Raw genomic sequence first — 20,935 nt, forward strand, 5'->3', positions numbered from 1 at the left:
GTGATGTTCCTGTCCATTCCGACCACCGTCTGCCGGCCTGCATCGCGGCGTGAAGGGCAAGATGCGCACCACACCAATTCCAACACCGAATCGGGAGCTGCTCCGATCGCAACCGGTGCCGGGAACCGCGCGGTGCGTCCGCCCAAGGCGGCGCCCATGACGAATGTTAATCTCCGATCGCGGTCGAAACGCAATAGAATAATTCTCGTTAGAGATGCCGAGTCCTTTCAGGCCGCTATAGGCCGTGTCGACTTGATGTCCCGGTGCAGCCCCTGCCCATGCTGCAAGTGCGGTCGGTTTTGGTCCGGAACGCCGGGTTTTCGCGCAAAGTCGTAAAATCCAAACTCGCGGTCGCCGTCGATCAAGCCCCCTTGCGTGACGCGGACCATGATCCGTCAACACCGCGAGGTCGACCGATGCGCCGCTTCTCCCTCACGTCGCTGCTTTCCGAATCCATGCGGGGCCATACCGGCTGGGGGCGCCAATGGCGCGCGCCCGAGCCGAAGCCCCGCTACGACGTGGTCATCGTCGGTGGCGGCGGCCATGGCCTCGCGACCGCCTATTATCTCGCCACCGTTCACGGCATCACCAATGTCGCCGTGCTGGAAAAGGGCTGGATCGGTGGCGGCAATACCGGCCGCAACACCACGATCATCCGTTCGAACTATCTCTACGACGAGAGCGCGGGCCTCTACGAGCATGCTCTGAAGCTCTGGGAAGGCCTGTCCCAGGAGCTGAACTACAACGTGATGTTCTCGCAGCGCGGCGTCCTGATGCTCGCGCACAACATCCACGATGTTCAGAGCTTCAAGCGCCACGTCTACGCCAATCGCCTCAACGGCATCGACAACGAGTGGCTGTCGAAGGAAGAGTGCAAGGAATTCTGCCCGCCGCTCGATATCGGCGGTGGTCTGCGCTACCCCGTCCTCGGCGGCGCGCTCCAGCGCCGGGCCGGCACCGCCCGCCACGACGCGGTGGCCTGGGGCTACGCCCGCGGCGCCGATGCCCGCGGCGTCGACATCATCCAGAATTGCGAGGTCACCGGCATCCGGCGCGACGCTTCGGGCAAGGCCGTGGGCGTCGAGACGAGCCGCGGCTTCATCGGCGCGGGCCGGATCGGCGTGGTCGCCGCGGGACACACCTCCACGGTCATGTCCATGGCCGGCGTGTCGATGCCGCTGGAGAGCTACCCGCTCCAGGCACTGGTCTCGGAGCCGGTCAAGCCCGTCTTCCCCTGCGTGGTGATGTCGAACGCGGTCCACGCCTACATCTCGCAATCCGACAAGGGCGAACTCGTCATCGGCGCGGGTACGGATCAGTACACCTCGTACAGCCAGCAGGGCGGCCTCCACATCACCACCCATACGCTGGACGCGATCTGCGAACTGTTCCCGCAATTCACCCGGATGCGGATGCTGCGCTCCTGGGGCGGCATCGTCGACGTGACGCCCGACCGGTCGCCGATCATCGGCAAGACCCCGGTCCAGAACCTCTTCGTCAATTGCGGTTGGGGCACCGGCGGCTTCAAAGCGACGCCGGGATCCGGCCACGTCTTCGCCCACACCCTCGCGACGGGCGAGCCGCACGCGATCAACGCGCCCTTCACCCTCGACCGCTTCCGCACCGGCCGCCTCATCGACGAGGCGGCGGCGGCAGCCGTCGCGCACTGATCCGATCTGCCTGGAGCCCGACCCATGCTGCTGATCGCCTGCCCCCATTGCGGCAACCGCCCCGAGACCGAGTTCCGTTGCGGCGGCCAAGCCCATATCGCCCGGCCCGAGGCGCCGAGCGCCCAGAGCGACGAGGCCTGGGCCGAATACCTGTTCGTGCGGAAGAACCCGCGCGGGGTTCACGCCGAGCGCTGGTGCCACGTCCATGGCTGCGGGCGCTGGTTCAACGCCCTGCGCGACACGGTCAGCGACAGCTTCATCGAGATCTATCCGATGGGCGCACAACCGACTTCCGAACTCCAGAGCGAGGCGAGGGCGTGAGATGGCACAGCCGTTCAGATTGTCCCGTGGCGGCCGTATCGACCGCTCGCGCCCCATCGTCTTCGAGTTCAACGGGAAGCCGATCCACGGCTACCAGGGCGACACCGTCGCCTCGGCGCTGATCGCCAACGGCATCCATCACGTCGGACGCTCGTTCAAGTATCACCGCCCCCGCGGCATCCTCAGCCACGGCCCCGACGAGCCGAGCGCGCTGCTTTCGGTCGACCGCGGCCCCGGCCGGGTCGATCCGAACAACCGCGCCTCCGTGGTCGAGGCCCGCTCCGGGCTGCGCACCCATTCGCAGAACCATTGGCCGTCGCTGGAATACGATATCGGCGCGGTCAACGACCTGCTGTCGCCGGTTTTCGTCGCCGGCTTCTACTACAAGACCTTCATGTGGCCCCGGAAGTTCTGGGACAAGGTCTACGAGCCGTTCATCCGCGCCGCGGCCGGTCTCGGCAAGGCGCCGACGCAAGCCGATCCGGATCGCTACGCCAACCGCCACGCCCATTGCGACGTGCTGATCGTCGGCGCCGGCCCTGCCGGCCTCGCGGCGGCCCTGGCCGCCGCCAAGACCGGCAAGCGCGTCATCCTGGCCGATGAGGGGCCCGAGCCGGGCGGCTCGCTGCTGCACGATCCGAATGCCGAGATCGATGGCCGCCCGGCGGCGAGCTGGCTCGAAGAGACCTTGGCCGATCTCGACGGCCGCGAGAACGTCATCCTGCTCTCCCGGACCACCGCATTCGGCTACTACAACCACAATCACGTGGCCCTGGCCGAGCGCGTCACCGACCATCTGCCGACCGCGTCGGGTCAGGCACCGCGGGAGCGCCTGTGGCAGGTGCGGGCGGGCGAGGTCGTGCTCGCCGGCGGCGCCCATGAGCGCCCCCTGGTCTTCGCCGACAACGATCGGCCGGGCATCCTCCTCGCCGAGAGCGTGCGGGTCTTCCTCAACCGCTACGGCGTCGCGCCGGGCCGCACGCTCGTCTTCGCCACGAGCGGCGCCTCCGCCTACACGGCCGCCCTCGAGGCCAAGCAGGCCGGCCTCGCCGTGACGATCGTCGATCTGCGCCTCGAGGCCGATTGCGGGCCGGAGGTGGCTCGCCTGCGCCAAGCGGGCTGCGAAGTACTGACCGGCCACACCGTGGTCGGCTCCAAGGGCCGCAAGCGCGTCACGGGTCTCATCGTGGCGCCGGTGGGGAGCGACGGCCGGTGCGGCGGCCGTCGCGTTCTTCCCTGCGACGCGGTCGGCATGTCCGGCGGCTGGACGCCCGCCGTCCACCTGTTCTCGCAATCCCGCGGCAAGCTCCGCTACGACGACCGGCTCGACGCCTTCGTTCCGAACATCTCGGCGCAGTCCGAGCGTTCGGCCGGCGCCTCCAAGGGCACCTACGATCTGACGGACTGCCTCGCCGAGGGGTTCGCCGCGGGCGCGGCGGCGGCGGGCTCGGACGAGCGCAGGACCTTCTCCGCCACGCCGACACTCACCGGCTTCCAGCCGGTGCGGGTGATGCCGACCGATGACGATCCGAAGAAGGTGCGCGCCTTCATCGACTTCCAGAACGACGTGACCGCCAAGGACATCAAGCTCGCGGTGCGCGAGGGCTTCCAGTCGATCGAGCACGTCAAGCGCTACACCACCACCGGCATGGCGACCGACCAGGGCAAGACGTCGAACATGAACGCCCTCGGCATCGTCGCCGGGCAGCTCGACAAGCCTCTGCCCGCCGTCGGCACCACGACGTTCCGCCCGCCCTACACGCCGGTGACCTTCGGCGCCCTGGTGGGTCCCGCGCGCCACGCCCTGTTCGATCCGATCCGCACCACGCCGATCCACGGCTGGGCACAGAGCCACGGCGCCACCTTCGAGAACGTCGCCCTGTGGCGGCGCGCCTGGTACTTCCCGAAGCCGGGCGAGAATCTCCACGCCGCGGTGGCCCGCGAGTGCAAGGCGGTGCGCGAGCATGTCGGCATCTTCGATGCCTCGACGCTGGGCAAGATCGAGGTCGTCGGCCCCGACGCCGCCGAGTTCATGAACCGGATGTACGTGAATCCCTGGGCCAAGCTCGCCAACGGCCGGTGCCGCTACGGGCTGATGCTGAAAGAGGACGGCTACATCCTCGATGACGGCGTCGTCGCCCGCGTCTCGGACACCTGCTTCCACGTCACCACGACGACGGGCGGGGCGGCGCGCGTCCTCGCCCATATGGAGGATTACCTCCAGACCGAGTGGCCCGATCTCCAGGTGTTCCTGACCTCGACCACCGAGCAATGGGCGGTGATCGCGCTCCAGGGCCCGAAGGCCCGGCAGGTGATCGAGCCGCTGGTCGAGGGCATCGATCTCTCGCCGCAAGCCTTCCCGCATATGGCCATGCGCACCGGCACCATCTGCGGCGTGCCGACCCGACTGTTCCGGGTCTCGTTCACGGGCGAGCTCGGCTTCGAGATCAACGTACCGACCGACCACGCCCTGGCGGTGTGGGAGGCGATCTTCGCGGCGGGGCAGCCGCACGGCATCACCCCCTACGGCACCGAGACGATGCACGTGCTGCGGGCCGAGAAGGGCTACATCATCGTCGGTCAGGAGACCGACGGCACGGTGACGCCGGACGATGTCGGCTTGGCCGGCATGATCGCCAAGACGAAGACCGATTTCGTCGGCAAGCGCTCGCTGGCGCGCCCCGACGTCATCGCCACCACGGGCCGCAAGCAGCTGATTGGTCTCATCACCGAGGATCCGAAGACCGTCCTCGATGAGGGCGCTCAGATCGTCGCCGATCCGAACCAACCGATCCCGATGCGCATGCTCGGCCACGTCACGTCGAGCTACTGGAGCCCGAATTGCAACCGCTCCATCGCGCTCGCGCTGGTGGCGGACGGGCGCTCTCTGATGGGGCGGACACTCCACATCACCACGCCCGACGGCTTCACCCGCGCGACCGTGAGCGAGCCGGTCTTCTTCGACACGACAGGAGAGCGCGTCAATGCTTGAGGTCCGTTACCGCACTGCCCGCGCCCTGCCACTCGGCCGGGCCGAGGCCCGCTCCGCCGGCGTCACGATCCGCCCCGCCGACGCCGAGGCACGGTTCGTCCTGCGGGTACGCTCCGCCGAGGGCGAGGTCGCCGGACTGCCCCTGGACCGGCCGATCAATACGGTATCGGGCGATGATCGCCGTTGGATCGCCCGCCTCGGTCCGGACGAGTGGCTGATCGGCGCCCCCGAGAGCGAGGCCGATCTGGTCGCGAATTCGGTGGCGAGCGATCTCGGCACTCGGGCGCATTCCCTCGTCGACGTGTCGCACCGCAATGTCGGGATCGATGTCGAGGGCCTCCGTGCCGCCGAACTCCTCAATGCCGGCTGCCCGCTGGATCTCGGCGAGACCGCTTTCCCGGCAGGACGCGCCACCCGCACCCTGCTCGGCAAGGCTGAGATCGTGCTGATTCGCCGCGCCGGCCCGGGGGCACGCTACCGGGTGGAATGCTGGCGCTCCTTCGCCACCTACGTTCATGGCTTCCTCAAGGAGGCGGCTTTCGGGATCGGCGAGGGATGATCAGCGTCTTCGACCTGTTCAAGATCGGCATCGGACCGTCGAGCTCGCACACGGTCGGCCCGATGATCGCGGCCCGCCGCTTCCGCGAGCGGCTCGCTGGACAGGCCGGGATCGCCCGGATCAGCGCGGAGATCTTCGGGTCCCTCGCCTGGACCGGCCGCGGACACGGCACCGACGTGGCGATCTTCCTCGGCCTGCTGGGTCAGGATCCGGCGACCGTCGATCCCGACCGCGTGCCCGATTACACGCGTGCGCTGACCGAACGCGGCGCCCTCGATCTTCCGGGGGATGCCGGAAGCGTCACCTTCGAGCCGGCCCGCGACCTCGTCTTCAATTTCACCGAGATCCTACCGCGCCACACCAACGGCATGCGCTTTCGCGCCCATGACGCCGGCGGAGACGTGCTGGCCGAGACGGTCTGCTACTCGATCGGTGGCGGTTTCGTGGTGGACGAGGGCGAGGCCGAAGGCGGCGCACATGACGGCGTCGCCGTGCCCCATCCCTTCGCCAGCGCCGCCGAACTCCTGGCCGTCTGTGCCGAGACCGGTCTGAGCATCGCCCACGTGCAGATGGAGAACGAGCGGGCGCTCCGCTCCGAAGCCGAGATCGAGGCCGGGCTCGACGCGATCCGCGATGCGATGCTCGCCTGTATCGAGCGCGGGCTTCGAATGGATGGCGAGCTACCCGGCGGTCTCAAGGTGCGTCGCCGCGCCAAGCGTCTCTACGCCCAGCTCCAGGAAGGGCGGCTCTCGAACAGCCGTCCGGCCCATGAGGTCATGGACTGGATCAGCTTGTTCGCCCTCGCGGTCAACGAGGAGAACGCCTCCGGCGGCCGGGTCGTCACCGCGCCGACCAACGGCGCGGCGGGTATCGTGCCGGCGGTCCTCCGCTACATCGTCGAGTTCTGCCCCGGCTGGTGCGATGCCCACGGGCGCGACTTCCTGCTCACGGCGGCAGCCATCGGCGGCCTGATCAAGCGCCGCGCCTCGATTTCCGGTGCCGAAGTCGGCTGCCAGGGCGAGGTCGGCTCGGCCGCCGCCATGGCCGCCGCAGGCCTCGCGGCGGTGCTGGGCGGCAGTGCCCTGCAGGTCGAGAACGCCGCCGAGATCGCGATGGAGCACCATCTCGGCATGACCTGCGATCCGATCGGCGGGCTGGTCCAGATCCCGTGCATCGAGCGCAACGCCTTTGGGGCCAACAAGGCGGTCGCCGCCGCCTCCCTGGCCCTGCGCGGCGACGGCATTCACTACGTGACCCTCGACGAGGTCATCGAGACGATGCGCCAAACCGGCCACGACATGCAGGACAAGTACAAGGAGACCTCCCTGGGAGGGCTCGCCGTCAACGTCGCCGCTTGCTGACGGCACAAGCCGCTTGGTTCCGATCCAAGCGCTGTCCAAATCTACAGCCCCCTCTTCCACCCGGGAGAGGGGGCTTTTCGTATTGGGAAGGTGCCGGGAGGGTGTCGGCCGTTCGAAGAGGAGGCGGTCTTCGAAAAAGCCCGTATCGGGCAACCCTGGTCACGGCAGGACGATTGGATCGAGCGGGGAGGGAGCGAAAGCCCCACCGTGCTTGATATGCATCAAAACGCGCCACCCTGCTCCGATTGATCACATTCTGCCCAATGCATGCGCGCCGAGCGCAGCTGATCTTCAGAACCGACGCTCCTCCCGCACCGCAACAAAGGTCATATTCGGACTGTGTCGAGCCGCTGAGTTCAAGTCGAGCGGCCACGGGTTCGAGGTTAATACAATGTTCATCAAGATTACGGAAAGTGTTCTCTCCTACCTCCGCACCAAGGAGATGGAAGTCGCACTCGCCGACTTGAGCGACGCGGCTCTCGACGATATCGGCCTGACCCGCGTCGATCTCGGTCGCCTGACCGTGACGGAGGAGATCGTCCTGCCGGAGATCGCTCGCTCGTCCGCGCCGCTGTACGAGATGCCCTTTCGCCCCCTTCTGCAGGCGGCCTGATCGCTTCAGGCCACGGCTGCGGGCTCGGCGCCGGCCTCCGGCAGGGCGAAGGCCGTGGCCTCGTGACCTTCGGCGCGGAGCGCCGCCACAAGGTCGCCCGGCGCGAGGTTGAGGGTGCGGGTGCTGACCAGCGGGTGAATGTTGACGCGGGCCGCCGACAGCAGGCTGTCCTGAATGAAGACCCTCACGGTGCCGGGTTCCGCGTTCAGCGCGGCCAGGGGCGAGACGGCCCCGCTCTCCACGCCGAGCTGCTCGCGCAGAGCGTCCGCGCTCGCGAAGGACAGTCCACCGCGAGCGCCGAGCACGGATCGGAACGCCTTGAGATCGACGGCCGCGTCGTGGTGGAGGGTGACGAGGAAGTAAGTCTTCTTTCCGTCGCGCAGGAACAGGTTCTTGGTGTGCGCCCCGGCAATGTCGCCGCAGACCGCCATCATCGCCTCGACGGTCAGAACTGGCGGATGCTCGAACAGCGTATAGGCGATGCCGTGCTCGCGCAGGCGGGTCAGGAGGTCGTCGGAAGTCAGGGGCATTGCGTTCGTCTCACAGGGTTGGTGTCGAAGCGTCGCTCGACGCTCCGCTGGAAGCGGCCAGCACGCCGATCTGGCGCAGGTAGGCCAGGATCTCGCGCGCGGCCTCCTCGGGATCGGGCTCCACGAGGAGACGGCCCTTGGCGGCCGAGCCCGACTCGCCGGTCGCCGCTTTCAGCCGCTCCGCCGCGGAGCCCCCGGTGGGTGCGCCCTTCACGAGCTTGGGACGACGCCGATACGGCCGCTCCTCGACGGCCATATCCGGGGTCGCGGTGAGGGTCGGGGCGGAGCCGAGGCCGTCGATACTGCCCCGGCGAGCGCGGCCATAGGCATAGGCGAGGGGGGGCGGCGCATCCGGATGCACCGTCGCGAGGACCGGTCCGCGCAGGCTCACCCGGCGCAGGGCACCGCGGCCGAGGCTCTGATCGAGGGTCAATGTCCCCGCCTCGTCACCCGACGTCACCGCGATGACGTCGGGGATGAGCAGCAGGTCGAGCGCATCGGCCAGCGCGTAGGGGACGATCCCGCTCTCCGCACCACCCTGACCGCGCCGCCCGGCCAGGACGAGATCGGGCGCCAGCGCAGCGAGCCGTGCGATGAGGGCGGTCACCGGGTCGCCCCCCTCCGGGATTGCCACGTGCTCGATGCGGGCGAGGCCGAGACCGAGGGCCTCGCGCACCGCCGCGGCATCGGGCCCGGCATGCAGGCCGATGGCCTCGCCCAAACCTGCGGCGATGCGGATGGCCTGCGCCTCCATCCGCGGTAGGACCGCCGCTCCGGACACCGGGTGGCGCCCGGCGGAGAGCAGAACCGCGATCTTCAAGGCGTGTCTCCCGTTTCCTGTGCCAGCAATCGCAGGAGCGCCGGCATCACGATCTGCGCATCCTGTACGATGGCGAGGCCGGCACGCTCGAACATCGCGGCATGCAGGTCGGTGTTGACCGCCACGACGTGCTCACAGCCGGCGACGCCCTGAAGGTGCTGCGGTGCCCCGGAAATGCCGAGGGCAAAGTAGCAGGTCGCGGCGAGCACTGTACCCGAGGCGCCGACCTGGGTATGGCGCGGCATCAATCCGGCGTCGCACAGGACGCGGCTCGCCCCCGGCGTGGCGCGCAGAGCCGCAACGAGCATCCGGAAGGTATCGAGATCGGTGATGCCGTTGCCCGCCGAGGCCACGAACTCGGCGAGCGCCAGGGGCACCGTGGCCGGATCCGCCGGAACGCGCGCGGCCGCCAGGATTTGCAGTTTGGCCGGACTCGCGGCTTCAGTCTCGACCGCCACGGGACGCGCCTCCCGCGGAGGGCCGGCATAATCGGCCACCGCATCCGGCGCGACGGTCGCGAGCAGGCCCGGCGCGATGCGCTGCTCGACCCGGCGTCCCTTGGCCGGGCGAACGAGACCGTTCGCGGCAACCACTTCGGCATTGGTGAAGAGCGGCTCGCCCATGCGGACCGCGACGCGGCGGGCGAGGTCGCCCCCGTCGAGGGATTCGGGAAAGAGGATGTGGCGGGGCTTCACGCCACCGAGCGCCGCCGCGATCCGGGCGGCCCGGCCGGCGGGATCGTACGCTTCCGTGCCGTCGTCGAGCCGGATCCACCGGTCGGCACCGGCCGGGCCGGGGCCTTCGCAGGCGCCGAGGGTGAGGAGCGCCACCGCGCCCTCGCGGCCGGCCAGGGCCCGGGCGGCACCGAGCACCTGCCGATCATGGGCCGAGAGCCGCCCGCCGGGAGCGTCCGGCACCACCGCGACGAGGAAGGCCGGATCCTCGAGGATGAGGATCTTGGGGGGCGCCGGCGTTGTCGTTGCCCGCGGCTGCGTGTCGGCGATCACCGGCCCTTCGACGCGGATCACTTGGCTGAGATCGAAGCGCGGGCGCGCCTCGCCAACGACGCGCTGGCCGGCGCGCTCGGCCCGCGGATCGCGGCGCGGACGTCCGCTGCCGCTGCTGCTGCGGCGCGCGGTGCGGTCGTAGCGGGGGCGGGCGGCGCCCGCGACCTGGATGGCTGTCCGCTCGGCCCGCGGATCGCGGCGCAGGCGGGTCATCGGCCGGCCTCCACCGCCTGAAGCAGCAATTCGGCGATGTCGCGGATCTCGGCCTGGCGACCGGTGACGCCCTCCAGCATCGCCGTGCAGGACGGGCAAGCAACGGCGACGATGCCGGCACCGGTCTCGGCGGCCTGGGCCATCCGCAGATCGGGGATGCGCCGCTCGCCTGGAATGTCGCTGACGGGAGCCCCGCCGCCGCCGCCGCAGCACATCGCCCGCTTGCCGGAACGGGTCATCTCGCTGCGCGTCACGCCGATCGCGTCAAGCACGGCGCGGGGCGCCTCGGTCTCCCCGTTATAGCGAGCAAGGTAGCAGGGGTCGTGATAGGTCACGGAAAGGTCGGACAGACGACCGGGATTGAGCTTCCCGGCGCGGATCAACTCCAGCAGGAAGGCGGTGTGGTGGATCACCGTGAAGCGACCGCCGAGGGCCGGATACTCGTTGCGCAGGGCGTGCAGCGCGTGGGGATCGGCGGTGACGATCCGGGCGAAGCGATATTGGGCCAGCGTCGCGATGTTCTCCCGCGCCAAGTCTTGAAAGGTCGCCTCGTCGCCGAGCCGACGGGCGAGATCGCCGGTGTCGCGCTCCTCCGCGCCCAGCACCGCGAAATCGACCTGCGCCTCGCGCAAGAGGCGGATCAGGGCGCGGAGCGAGCGGCCGTAGCGGAGATCGTAGGCGCCCTCGCCGAGCCAGAGCAGGATCTCGGCGCCACCCCGCTCGGACATCACCGGCAGCTCGACCCCGGCGGCGAAATCGGTGCGGGCGGAGAGCGGACGCCCGCCGGGATCGCCGGATTGACGCAGCTCGGTCACCGGGCCGACCGCTTTCTCAGGAAGCGCCCCGCGCTCCAAGGTCTGGTGACGGCGCAACGAGACCACCGCGTCGACATGCTCGATCATCATCGGGCATTCCTCGACGCAGGCGCGGCAGGTGGTGCAGGACCAGAGCGTGTCCGGGTGGATGCGCGCGTCGGGCCCGATCAGGCGGGCCAGGGCGCCCCGCTCGCCTTGCGCCGCCCGCCCCCCCGGATAGGGCGCACCGGCATAGGCGGGTTCGGCGGGTGAGAGGCCGGCGACGAGATCCTGGACCAGCTTCTTCGGGTTGAGCGGCTGGCCGGCGGCGAAGGCCGGGCAGGCGGTCTCGCAACGCCCGCAGCTGACGCAGGCATCGTAGGAGAGCAGCCGGTTCCAGGTGAAATCGGCCGGCATCTCGGACCCGAGCCGGGGGGCATCGAGATCGAGGGGCTGCAGGGCGGTGTCGGGCCGGCCCTCGAACCGGCCGGGCCGGGGATGGGCGACGAGATGGAGCGCGCCGGCCGCCGCGTGCCGCATCGGCCCGTGCCGCACCTCGAAGGCGAGCCCCAGCCCGCCGGCGGCGGCCAGCGCCAGGGCGAGGGGGGCGAACAGCCCTTCGATCCGCAAGGCGAGCAACAATGCGGTGATCGTGCCGCCGACGGCGTAGGCGACAAGGAGGAACGGCAGGATCTGGAAGCGCCCGGCGGAGAGGCGCTTCTGCTTCGCCGGGTAGCGGCGGGCACCGACCAGCAGGGAACCGATGGCGGTGACCCCGAAGGCCAGGGCGACGACGAACCAGTAGGGTCGGAAGCCGGCGAGCGGCGGCAGGATCGCCAGGGCAGTCAGGATCGAGGCCGCGAGCAGGCCGCCTGCGACCACTGCGTGCATGCGCGAGGCGTAGGCATCCCGGGCCACGACATGGTGGACATCCACCAAGTAGCGCTTGGGTAGCTTGGCGAGCCCGTCGAGCCACGCCACGGGCGCCGCAGCGCCGACCCGCCAGAGGGCCGCACGGCGCAGACCCTGAAGCAGAGCGAGCGCCGCCATCAGCCAGACGAGGCCGGGAAACACCGTGGTCAGGGGCACGAAGCTGGTCATGACGGTGAGTCTCAAGGATGGGCGACGGTGCCGGGCGCGATCGCGGGCGGGGACGGCATGGAGGAAGCGCACAGCCCTGCGCGCCGATCGCCTGATCGGAGGCCACTCCTGCCGCGAGCGGCCGGAGTGGCCGGTGAGGGTCGTTCCGGAAGGATCGGGGCCGTACCTCCGTCCCGCCCCCGCCCCTGACTCCGCCCGCGAGGGCGGAGATCGGTCTGTTTCAAAGATCCTTGCAGAGCCGCAGGGCGTCGTAGATCGCCGCGTGAATGTTGCGCCCAGCCACCGCATCGCCGATGCGGTAGAGGGCATACCCCTTCGACAGGTCGTAGGGCTGCGGCTCACCGCGGATCATCGCTTCCTGATCCGTCTGGCCACGGTTGACGGAGGCCGCCTTCAAGCTGTGGTAGAGCCCCTCGACCGGCAGGGTGCCGTGCTCGACCACGAGGCGGTCGATGACGCGCTCTTCCTCGGCATCGGTCATGGTGTTGCGCAGGGCCGCCACCAGTCGGTTGCCCTCGGGGTAGACCTCGATCAACTCCATGTTCGGCGTCATCACCACGCCGAGCTTGTAGAGTTCCCGCAGATGGATCGGCTGGTTGGTGGTGCCGACCTCTTCGGCGATCATGCGGTCATGCGTGGCGATCTCGACGAGGCAGCCGCGCTTGGCGAGCAGTTCGGCGACGGAGGCCGCATTGTGCTGGCCCATCTCGTCGTAGAGCAGCACCGACCCCGTGGGCTCGACCGCGCCGGCCAGGACTTCGGCGGTGGTGACGGCATGCTGCTCGGCACCCTTGGCATGGCCGCGGAACGGCGTGCCGCCGGTCGCGACGATCACCACGTCGGGCTTCTCCGCCAGAACGGCCTCTTCCGTGGCCTCGGTGTTGAGGCGCAGATCGACACCGAGCTTCGTCACCTGGGCCACCAGCCAGCGGGTGATCCCCGACATCGCTTCGCGCCAGCCGGCCTTGGCCGCGAGCCCGATCTGGCCCCCGGCCTGGGCGCTCTTCTCGAACAGAACCACCGCGTGGCCGCGCTCGGCGCAGACGCGGGCGGCCTCCAGGCCGCCGGGGCCGGCGCCGATCACCACGACCCGGCGGCGCACATCCGCCCGGCGGATCTCGTGGGGCATCGTCGCCTCGCGGCCGGTGGCGGCGTTCTGGATGCAGAGGGCGTCGCCGCCGACATAGATGCGGTCGATGCAATAGCCCGCGCCGACGCATTGGCGGATGTCGTCGGCGCGTCCCTCGGACAGCTTCTTGACCAGATGCGGGTCGGCGATGTGGGCGCGGGTCATCGCCACCATGTCGACATGGCCCTCCGCGACGGCGCGGGCGGCGGTCGCCAGATCGGTGACGCGCTGGGCATGGAAGACCGGCACGTCGACCTCGCGCTTGATGGCGCTCGGCAGGAACAGGAAGGGGGCCACCGGGAACGACATGTTCGGGAGCGAGATCGCGTGGGCGATGTGGTCCCGCGCCTGACCGCCGAGGATGTTGAGGAAGTCGACGAGACCGCGCTTGGCGTACTCGCTGGCGATCGTCACGCAATCTTCCTGGGAGAGGCCGTCGGCGATCATCTCGTCGCCGGACATGCGGATGCCGATGACGTAGTCGTCGCCCGCTTCCGCGCGCATCGCCTCCAGCACCTCGATGCCGAAGCGCATCCGGTTCTCCAGGCTGCCGCCGTACTTATCGGTGCGCTGGTTGACGCTCGGCGACCAGAACTGGTCGATGAGATGGCCGTGAGCGGCGGAGACTTCACAGCCGTCGAGGCCGCCCTCGCGGCAGCGGCGTGCGGCCTGGGCGAAGCTCTTCACGACGCGGGCGATGTCCTCCTCCTCCATCTCCTTCGGGATGGTCCGGGAGGCGGGCTCGCGGCGGGGCGAGGGCGAGACCGTGGGGAGCCAGTGCTCCGTGTCCCACTTGGTGCGCCGGCCCATATGGGTGAGCTGGATCATCAGCTTGCCGCCATGGGCGTGCACCCGATCCGAGAACTGGCGGAAGAACGGAATCACCGAATCGTCGGCGACCGAGATCTGGTTCCAGGGCGCGGCCGGGCTGTCGACGGCAACGGAGGACGAGCCGCCGAACATGGTGAGCCCGATGCCGCCCTTGGCCTTCTCGGCGTGATAGAGCTGATAGCGCTCCTGCGGTTTGCCGTCCTTGCCGTAGCCGGGGGCATGGCTCGTCGACATCACCCGGTTGCGGATGGTGAGCCCCTTGATGGTGAGGGGCTTCAGAAGCGCGTCGGCATTGGCGATCACGGGACGACTCCCCAAGGCGTGAGCGATGAGCTGTTCGGGACGCTGAGGGCGCGCCCGGCCGTTTCGGGTCAGGCGACGCCGCTCGTTTCTCGTTGTGCCGCGCGGTCTCTCGACGAACCGGCGGCGCTTTCGTCGGACGGCACCCTGGGCCGCGCTCAGCGCTCGACCACGAGGTCGCTCGTCGGCTTGGAGCAGCAGAGCAGCGCCATCCCGGCATCGATCTCACGCTGGCGGATGCCGCCCGCATGGGTCATCGAGACGGTGCCGGCGGTGACCTTCGACTTGCAGGTGCCGCACAGGCCCTTCGCGCAGGACGAGGGCAGGCGGATGCCCGCCTTGCGAGCGGCGTCGAGCACCGTCTCGTTCTCGGGGCATTCGAGGACGCGGCGGGTCTTGGCGAACTCCACCCGGAAGACGCGCACGGTCGATGCGGGGGCGGCGTCGAGAACCTGCTCGGCCTGCTCGGCGGCTTCCTTCTCGGCCTCGGGCAAAGCGCCGAAATCGAAGCTTTCCTCATGGTGCCGGGCCATGTCGAAGCCGGCATCCTTCAGCATCGCCTTGACGGCGTCCATGTAGGGCTTGGGCCCGCAGACGAAGACTTCCCGCTCCCGGAAATCGGGCACGGCCGCCTGCAAGATGTCGAGGGAGAGCCGGCCCTTCGGACCGTTCCAGATCTCGCCGGCCGAATCCGCCTCACAGACGGCGTGAAATCGGAAGGCCGGATCGAGGCGGGCCATCGTCTCGAGTTCGCCGCGGAACACGATGTCGGCGGGGGACCGGGCCGAGTGGACGAAGGCCACGTCGCGAGCCTCGCCGAGGTCGTGGAAGGTGCGCGCCATCGACATCATCGGCGTCACGCCGCTGCCGCCCGACAGGAGGAGATACTTGCGCGCCGGGTTCTGGAAGCAGGTGAAGTCGCCCATCGGCCCGAGCGCTCGGACGGTGTCGCCCACCTTCAGGGTGTCGTGCAGCCAGTTCGAGACCGGGCCGCCGGCCACGCGCTTGACCGTGAACGAGACGGTGTGCGGGCGAGTAGGCGACGAGGAGATGGTGTAGCAGCGGTGGATCGTCTCGCCGCCGATCTCGAAGGAGAAGGTCAGGAACTGACCCGGCGCGTAGGCGAAGAGACGGGGCGTCCTGGGCGCCAGGACGAAGGTCTTCACGTCGTGCGTCTCGTCGCGCACCGCGAGGCAGACCAGGGCGTCGTCGGCCTCCGCATCCCAGAACGCGGAAGCCTTGAGGCGTTGAGCGGCCGGTTCGGCGGGGGCCGGCACCATGACTCAGCGGCCCAGATGCGCGGTCATGCGACCGACATACCAGTTGCAGAACTTCTCCACGAGCATCTCGGTGTTCGGCGAGTAGGGGCCGGGCTCGTAGGCGGGCGAGCGCGCACCCTGCTGGCAGATGCCGACGAGTTCGCTGTCCTGATCGTTCGTCGCTTCCCAGACGCTGATGAGGTTGGCGAGATCGTAATCGACGCCCTCGACGGCATCCTTGTGGACGAGCCACTTGGTGCGCAGCAGCGAGCGCTCGGCATCGAGCGGCAGCACCGAGAAGGTGACGATGTGGTCACCCAGGAAATGGTGCCAGGAATTCGGCTGGGTCCAGACCGAGAGGCCGCCGAGCTTGGCGTTGGTGAAGTTGCCCAGGAGCTTCTTGCAGGCCGCCTTGGTGTCGATGGTGTGGGACTCGCCCTCGCCGTCGAGCGGCAGCCGCTCGGTGCGGAAGCCCGTCACCATCGTGTCGAGCTCTTCGATCTCCCGCGAGGGCAGGCCCTCCGCCTCCCACTCGCCGTGGCGGGTCTTGAGCAGGCAGCCGTAGCGCTCGGCATTGGCCCGGTCGTGCTCGTCCATCTCCTCCGGCGCGAAGCCGAAGCCGTAGGCGAAGAGCGGCACGGTCAGCTCAGGATGGTTCGCACCGCAGTGGTAGCACTCGCGGTTGTTCTCCATCGTGAGCTTCCAGTTGCCGGGCTCGATGATGTCCTTCTGGAAGGCGACCTTGGTCCCGCGCACGTTGTGCGGCTCGATATACGGGCCGAGACGGGCAGCCATCTCGTCGAAATCGGCGGGCGGCTCGGCGGCGAGGCAGATGAACAGCAGGCCCGCCAGGGACCGGACATGGACCGGCTTGAGGCCGTGGCAGCCCTTCTTGAAATCCGGCCCCATATGCTCGGCATGGATCAGGTTGCCGGTGAGGTCGTAGGTCCAGGAATGGTAGCGGCAGACGAGATTGCCGACGGTCGACTTCTCGTCGTGGACGAGGCGGGCGCCGCGGTGGCGGCAGACATTGTGGAAGGCGCGGATCTCGTTGTCGTCGTCGCGCACGATGGCGATGGAGGTCTTGCCGATATCGACGACCATGACGTCGCCGGCCTCCGGCACGTCGGGCTCGACGCCGACATAGATCCAGTGACGACCGAAGATGACCTCCATATCCGCCTCGAACACCTCGGGGCTGAGATAGAAGGGCGCCGGAAGACTATAGCCGCGGCGGCGGTCGCGCAGGAGGCGCTGCAGAGGAGTCGGCGTCACGTCGAGCATGGGGCCTCCGAAGCCAGATGCCGTATCAGGCTTCATCACTATCGCGGCTGCGCCGTCCGTCCGCTGCCATGGCAGCGACATTCGCTTGACTCGCCGCGACGTGTCTTGCGCCTTGTCGGGCCTCCGAAGGGTTGTCCCCGCGGCCCCTTCCGGCCTGCCGCCGGGCGGGGGGCGCCAGCGATGAAGCGAGTCGATCGGCGGCGCGGCGTGGCGGCGGGTGCGGGTCGGTAAAGCGCGAATCGGAAGAACGACTTAACGGGTGACGTGCGGCACACGCTGTTTTCCCGGGTCCGACGCGAGTGCGGACAAGGGCGGAAGAATTGCTCTAAGGAACCATCGGGGCGACCGACGCTCCGAGGGACGAACTCGCGTTGCAGCACGCCACCGGACTCATCTCGATCATCGCGCTGGGATTGGTCTGCGCCTTCATCGGCGGCATGGCGGCGCAACGGTTGAGACTGCCGCCGCTGGTGGGCTACCTCGTGGCGGGGATCGCCATCGGCCCGTTCACCCCCGGCTTCGTCGGCGATGCGGCCCTCGCGGCCCAGCTCGCCGAACTCGGCGTCATCCTGCTGATGTTCGGCGTCGGCCTGCACTTCTCGGTCAAGGACCTGATGGCGGTGCGCACCATCGCCCTGCCGGGTGCGGTCGTGCAGATCGCCGCCGCCACCGCCATGGGGGCCGGCCTCGCCGCCGCCTTCGGCTGGGGCCTGGGCGCCGGCATCGTGTTCGGGCTGGCCCTGTCGGTGGCGAGCACCGTCGTGTTGCTGCGCGCGCTCGAGGGGAGGGGTCTCCTCGACAGCGACAAGGGGCGCATCGCCGTCGGCTGGCTGATCGTCGAGGATCTCGCCATGGTCCTGGCGCTGGTTCTGCTGCCCGCGCTCGCGCCGTCCCTCGGCGGCGAGCTGCCCCAGGGCGGGGATCACGCGGCCGGGCATGCGGTCGCCCAGGGCGGCGCGTCGGCCTACGGGCTCTTGACGACCCTGGGGCTGACGCTCGCCAAAGTCGGCGTGTTCATGGCCGTGATGCTGATCGGCGGGCGCCGCTTCGTGCCGTACCTGTTGGGGCTCGCCGCCCGCACCGGTTCGCGGGAGCTGTTCACGCTGGCGGTGCTGGCGAGCGCGGTCGGCATCGCCTTCGCCTCCTCGGAGCTGTTCGGCGTCTCCTTCGCCCTCGGCGCCTTCTTCGCCGGCATGGTGCTCGCCGAATCCGACCTCAGCCATCAGGCCGCGGCCGATTCCCTGCCATTGCAGGACGCCTTCGCGGTGCTGTTCTTCGTCTCGGTCGGCATGCTGTTCGACCCCGGCATCCTGATCCGCGAGCCGCTCTCGGTCCTGGGCGTTCTCGGCGTCATCGTCATCGGCAAATCGCTCGCGGCCATCGCCATCGTGCTGGCCTTCGGCCATCCGGTCGGCACCGCGCTGACCATTGCGGCGAGCCTGGCGCAGATCGGCGAGTTCTCCTTCATTCTGGCGGGGCTCGGCATCTCGCTCAAACTCCTGCCGGAGCCCGGACGCGACCTGATCCTCGGCGGTGCGCTGCTCTCGATCACCCTCAACCCGCTCTTCTTCGCCCTCGCCGAGCGGATCGACGCTTGGCTCGGCGAACGGCCCGATTGGCGTCGGCGCCTGGAGCGGCGGGGCGCGGTCCCGCCTCCGGTGGGCGGGCACGAGCCGGGCATGCGGGGCCACGCCGTCCTCGTCGGCTACGGCCGGGTCGGCAGCGCCATCGCCAAGGCCCTCGCCGACTGGAATCTGCCCTATGTCGTGGTGGAGCGCGATCGTCGCCGGGTCGAGGAATTGCGGGCCGAGGGCGTGCCTGCGGTGTTCGGCGATGCCGCCGCGCCGGGTATCCTGGACGCCGCCGACATTGCCAGCGCCCATCTCCTCGTCGTCGCCACGCCGGATTCACACCAGGGCCGGCGCCTGCTGGCAAAGGCCCGCGGGATCAATCCCGGGATCGACAGCGTGGTGCGCACCCACAGCGATGCCGAGCGTCGCCGCCTGGAGGAAGACGGCGTCGGCCTCGTGCTCATGGCCGAGCGGGAACTGGCCCTCGGCATGATGACCTACGCGCTCCGGAGCCTCGGCGTGCGCGAGGGCGAGGCCCGGCTGTTCGTCGATACGAGCCGCGCCGAAAGTCAGGTCGCCCCGGCGACCGAGCCGGAGCAGCCCGCCCCTGAACTGCGACAGCGCCGGGACGAGACCGAGTAGATCTCCTTGCCCCTTCAGGGCTGACGACATTCCATGGCGGCAGTGGCCTGCGTCACGCTGAGCGCCCGGCGGCGGGTCTCGAGCGAAACCGACGGATCGTCCGAGACTGCGGTCGCCTCCCGACGCAGGGTCGCGTCGCAAGTGCAGGAACTGTAGCCGGCGGTGCCGTAGCAGGCATCGTGGCGCATGCAGGCGGCATCGAGCGCGTCGATCGGCGCGAGCCCTTCGCCGCGCTGGCCCTTCCCGCAATAATTGCCGTGAAACAGTTCCCGCCCGGCGACCACCCGCTGGAGATCGCCCTTCGGCGGCGCCGGGGCCTCGGCGCGACCACCGGGATTGAGTTCGTTGGCGGGGCCTCCCGCCTTCGAGCCGGACGCCCGCAGGGACTTCGGAATTCCGGAGCTCTCGTCGGGCTCGTTCAGCGCCGTGCCGGCGCGTGCATTCGGATCGGCGAGATCGGGAAGGGGCGGGGGCGGGCCGGGACGCGCGCCCGTCTCCTCGCTTGCCGGCACCTCCTCGATCGAGGGCTGCGCCGACACCGCCTGCAGCGGAACCAAGAAGATCAGTCCAATGAGGAGGAGGGCGGGACGCACGGCGTTCTCCTGTGGGCGGGCCTCTCAACGCGAAGCTTCACGCACCCGTTCCGGCCTCCGTAATCATCCGCGCCGTGCAACGATTTGCCGGTTCGGCGACTTTCTCCACGGTTTTTCTCGAAGGTTCGGAATCACATCATGTCGGTACGTCTTCTCCTGTCCGCCGCTCTGCTCGTGGGCCTCGCTCCGGCGGCCCTCGCCGCGCCGATGTCGGACGACGAGAAGGCGATCCTTCAGCAGCAATGCATGGGCGACTTCACCACCTTCTGCGCCGGCCTGCCGCCCGAGGACGGTCCCGAGACGCAGGCATGCTTCCAGAAGAACATGGCCAAGCTCTCGCCGGGATGCCAGAACGCCATCCAGAGCTTCAAGAAGGGCACCAAGGGCTGACGTTCAGCCCAGCTCTACAAGGTGACCACGCGCGCGATCCCGCTGAGGACGAGGGGGATCGCGGCGAGCGCCAGGAGGGTCTGCACCGCGATGATGCCGGCCATCAATGACGCGTCGCCGCCGAGCTGACGCGCCATGATGTAGGCGGAGGACGCGGTCGGCAGCACCTGAAAGACGAGGGCCACGGTCAGGGCCGGGCCGCTCAATCCCAGGGCAAGCGCGCTGAGCATCGTGGCGAGAGGCATCGCCGCGAACTTAAACAGGGACGCGACCGCGATCGGTCCCGTCCAGAGACGCGCGGCGCCGAATTCGAGCGCCGCGCCGATGCAGAGCAATCCAAGGGGCAGCGAGGCGGCCCCGAGCGTCCGCAGGGCCGGTTCCAACCCCGACGGCAGCCCGAGACCGGTGAAGCGGAAGGCGATGCCGGCGAAGGACGAGACAACCAGCGGATTGGTCAGGATCTGGCGGGTGATGCCGCGCCCATCGAGACGGGCCGAGCCGTAGCGGGCGAAGATCACGACGCAGAGGATGTTGACCGTGGGCACGATCGCGGCGTTGCAGATCGCGGCAAGCGCGATACCCTTCGCCCCGAACAGGCCCGCGGCGAGCGTCACGCCGACATAGTTGTTGAACCGCACGCTTCCCTGGAACACCGAGGTGAAGGCCGGCCCGTCGATCCGCATCAGGGGCCGCAGGGCCACCACGCAGGCGGCGACCGCGACGGTCGCGACGATGAGCGTCAGGGCAAGGTCGAAGACGGGCAGCGCGTCGAGCTGCGCCGTCGCGAGGCCGTGGAAGAACAGGCACGGCAGGAGGACGAAATAGGCGAGGCGTTCGGCCTGGGGCCAGAACCGCTCGTCGAGAAAGCCGCATCGCCTCAGTCCCATCCCCAGGGCGATCAGCAGAACGACCGGCAGCAATGCCAGGACGACCGGGCCGGTCACGGTCGCGAGGG

The 20,935-nt window shown here is 69.3% G+C and carries 17 protein-coding genes; 8 read left to right on the top strand and 9 right to left on the bottom strand.

Annotated elements, in window-relative coordinates:
• The first annotated feature begins 416 nt into the window (after nt 1-416).
• The 6 genes from OWC43_RS14965 to OWC43_RS14990 all read left to right on the top strand — a co-directional run bounded on the left by OWC43_RS14965 (nt 417) and on the right by OWC43_RS14990 (nt 7,516).
• Nucleotides 417-1,670, top strand: a complete 1,254-nt coding sequence (locus OWC43_RS14965; RefSeq protein ID WP_393957222.1) for a sarcosine oxidase subunit beta family protein — start codon at nt 417-419, stop codon at nt 1,668-1,670.
• 24 nt (nt 1,671-1,694) lie between these two features.
• Entirely contained in the window at nt 1,695-1,991 is a 297-nt protein-coding gene (locus tag OWC43_RS14970) for a sarcosine oxidase subunit delta (RefSeq protein ID WP_393957223.1), read from the top strand.
• Nucleotide 1,992: 1 nt separating this feature from the next.
• Complete coding sequence (locus tag OWC43_RS14975) at nt 1,993-4,983, top strand: sarcosine oxidase subunit alpha family protein (RefSeq protein WP_393957224.1); 2,991 nt, start codon at nt 1,993-1,995, stop codon at nt 4,981-4,983.
• Nucleotides 4,976-5,542, top strand: a complete 567-nt coding sequence (locus tag OWC43_RS14980; protein ID WP_393957225.1) for a sarcosine oxidase subunit gamma — start codon at nt 4,976-4,978, stop codon at nt 5,540-5,542. Before OWC43_RS14975 ends, OWC43_RS14980 begins: the two co-directional genes overlap by 8 nt.
• On the top strand, nt 5,539-6,903 hold the full coding sequence (locus OWC43_RS14985; protein WP_137827145.1) for an L-serine ammonia-lyase: 1,365 nt from the start codon (nt 5,539-5,541) through the stop codon (nt 6,901-6,903). The genes OWC43_RS14980 and OWC43_RS14985 overlap by 4 nt, the downstream gene beginning before the upstream one ends.
• Nucleotides 6,904-7,294: 391 nt before the next feature.
• Entirely contained in the window at nt 7,295-7,516 is a 222-nt protein-coding gene (locus OWC43_RS14990) for a hypothetical protein (protein ID WP_393957226.1), read from the top strand.
• A gap of 5 nt (nt 7,517-7,521) precedes the next feature.
• On the opposite strand, the gene OWC43_RS14995 is transcribed toward OWC43_RS14990, so the two are convergent.
• From OWC43_RS14995 to OWC43_RS15025, 7 genes are all read right to left on the bottom strand, one after another.
• Nucleotides 7,522-8,046 (bottom strand): prolyl-tRNA synthetase associated domain-containing protein, encoded by a 525-nt coding sequence (locus OWC43_RS14995; protein WP_137827143.1) that lies wholly within the window; start codon nt 8,044-8,046, stop codon nt 7,522-7,524.
• A 10-nt stretch (nt 8,047-8,056) separates the two neighbouring features.
• A complete protein-coding gene (locus OWC43_RS15000; RefSeq protein WP_393957227.1) occupies nt 8,057-8,866 on the bottom strand; it encodes an electron transfer flavoprotein subunit beta in 810 nt (269 codons plus the stop codon).
• Nucleotides 8,863-10,086, bottom strand: coding sequence for an electron transfer flavoprotein subunit alpha/FixB family protein (locus tag OWC43_RS15005; RefSeq protein WP_393957228.1), 1,224 nt, complete (start codon nt 10,084-10,086; stop codon nt 8,863-8,865). The genes OWC43_RS15000 and OWC43_RS15005 overlap by 4 nt, the downstream gene beginning before the upstream one ends.
• On the bottom strand, nt 10,083-11,981 hold the full coding sequence (locus OWC43_RS15010) for a (Fe-S)-binding protein (RefSeq protein ID WP_393957229.1): 1,899 nt from the start codon (nt 11,979-11,981) through the stop codon (nt 10,083-10,085). The genes OWC43_RS15005 and OWC43_RS15010 overlap by 4 nt, the downstream gene beginning before the upstream one ends.
• 220 nt (nt 11,982-12,201) lie before the next feature.
• Nucleotides 12,202-14,244, bottom strand: coding sequence for an FAD-dependent oxidoreductase (locus OWC43_RS15015; protein WP_393957231.1), 2,043 nt, complete (start codon nt 14,242-14,244; stop codon nt 12,202-12,204).
• A gap of 155 nt (nt 14,245-14,399) precedes the next feature.
• Nucleotides 14,400-15,521 (bottom strand): 2Fe-2S iron-sulfur cluster-binding protein, encoded by a 1,122-nt coding sequence (locus tag OWC43_RS15020; RefSeq protein WP_393957232.1) that lies wholly within the window; start codon nt 15,519-15,521, stop codon nt 14,400-14,402.
• 3 nt (nt 15,522-15,524) lie between these two features.
• On the bottom strand, nt 15,525-16,784 hold the full coding sequence (locus OWC43_RS15025) for an SRPBCC family protein (RefSeq protein WP_393957233.1): 1,260 nt from the start codon (nt 16,782-16,784) through the stop codon (nt 15,525-15,527).
• A 371-nt stretch (nt 16,785-17,155) separates the two neighbouring features.
• Here OWC43_RS15025 and ybaL point away from each other — a divergent pair, with 371 nt between their 5' ends.
• Nucleotides 17,156-18,997: a YbaL family putative K(+) efflux transporter gene (gene ybaL / locus OWC43_RS15030; protein ID WP_393957234.1), complete on the top strand. Its 1,842-nt coding sequence runs from the start codon at nt 17,156-17,158 to the stop codon at nt 18,995-18,997.
• Nucleotides 18,998-19,011: 14 nt separating this feature from the next.
• Here the strand turns inward: ybaL and OWC43_RS15035 are convergent, their stop codons facing one another.
• The gene (locus tag OWC43_RS15035) at nt 19,012-19,545 is read right to left on the bottom strand and encodes a hypothetical protein (protein WP_373324492.1); all 534 of its coding nucleotides are present in this window, start codon (nt 19,543-19,545) and stop codon (nt 19,012-19,014) included.
• 183 nt (nt 19,546-19,728) lie between these two features.
• Between OWC43_RS15035 and OWC43_RS15040 the strand changes: the two genes are divergently transcribed.
• A complete protein-coding gene (locus OWC43_RS15040; protein ID WP_137827134.1) occupies nt 19,729-19,980 on the top strand; it encodes a hypothetical protein in 252 nt (83 codons plus the stop codon).
• A gap of 14 nt (nt 19,981-19,994) precedes the next feature.
• Here OWC43_RS15040 and OWC43_RS15045 read toward each other — a convergent pair whose 3' ends face one another.
• Nucleotides 19,995-20,924 (bottom strand): AEC family transporter, encoded by a 930-nt coding sequence (locus OWC43_RS15045; protein ID WP_393957235.1) that lies wholly within the window; start codon nt 20,922-20,924, stop codon nt 19,995-19,997.
• Between the last annotated feature and the right edge of the window lie 11 nt (nt 20,925-20,935).

Source organism: Methylorubrum sp. POS3 (assembly GCF_043352485.1).
GTDB lineage: Bacteria > Pseudomonadota > Alphaproteobacteria > Rhizobiales > Beijerinckiaceae > Methylobacterium > Methylobacterium suomiense.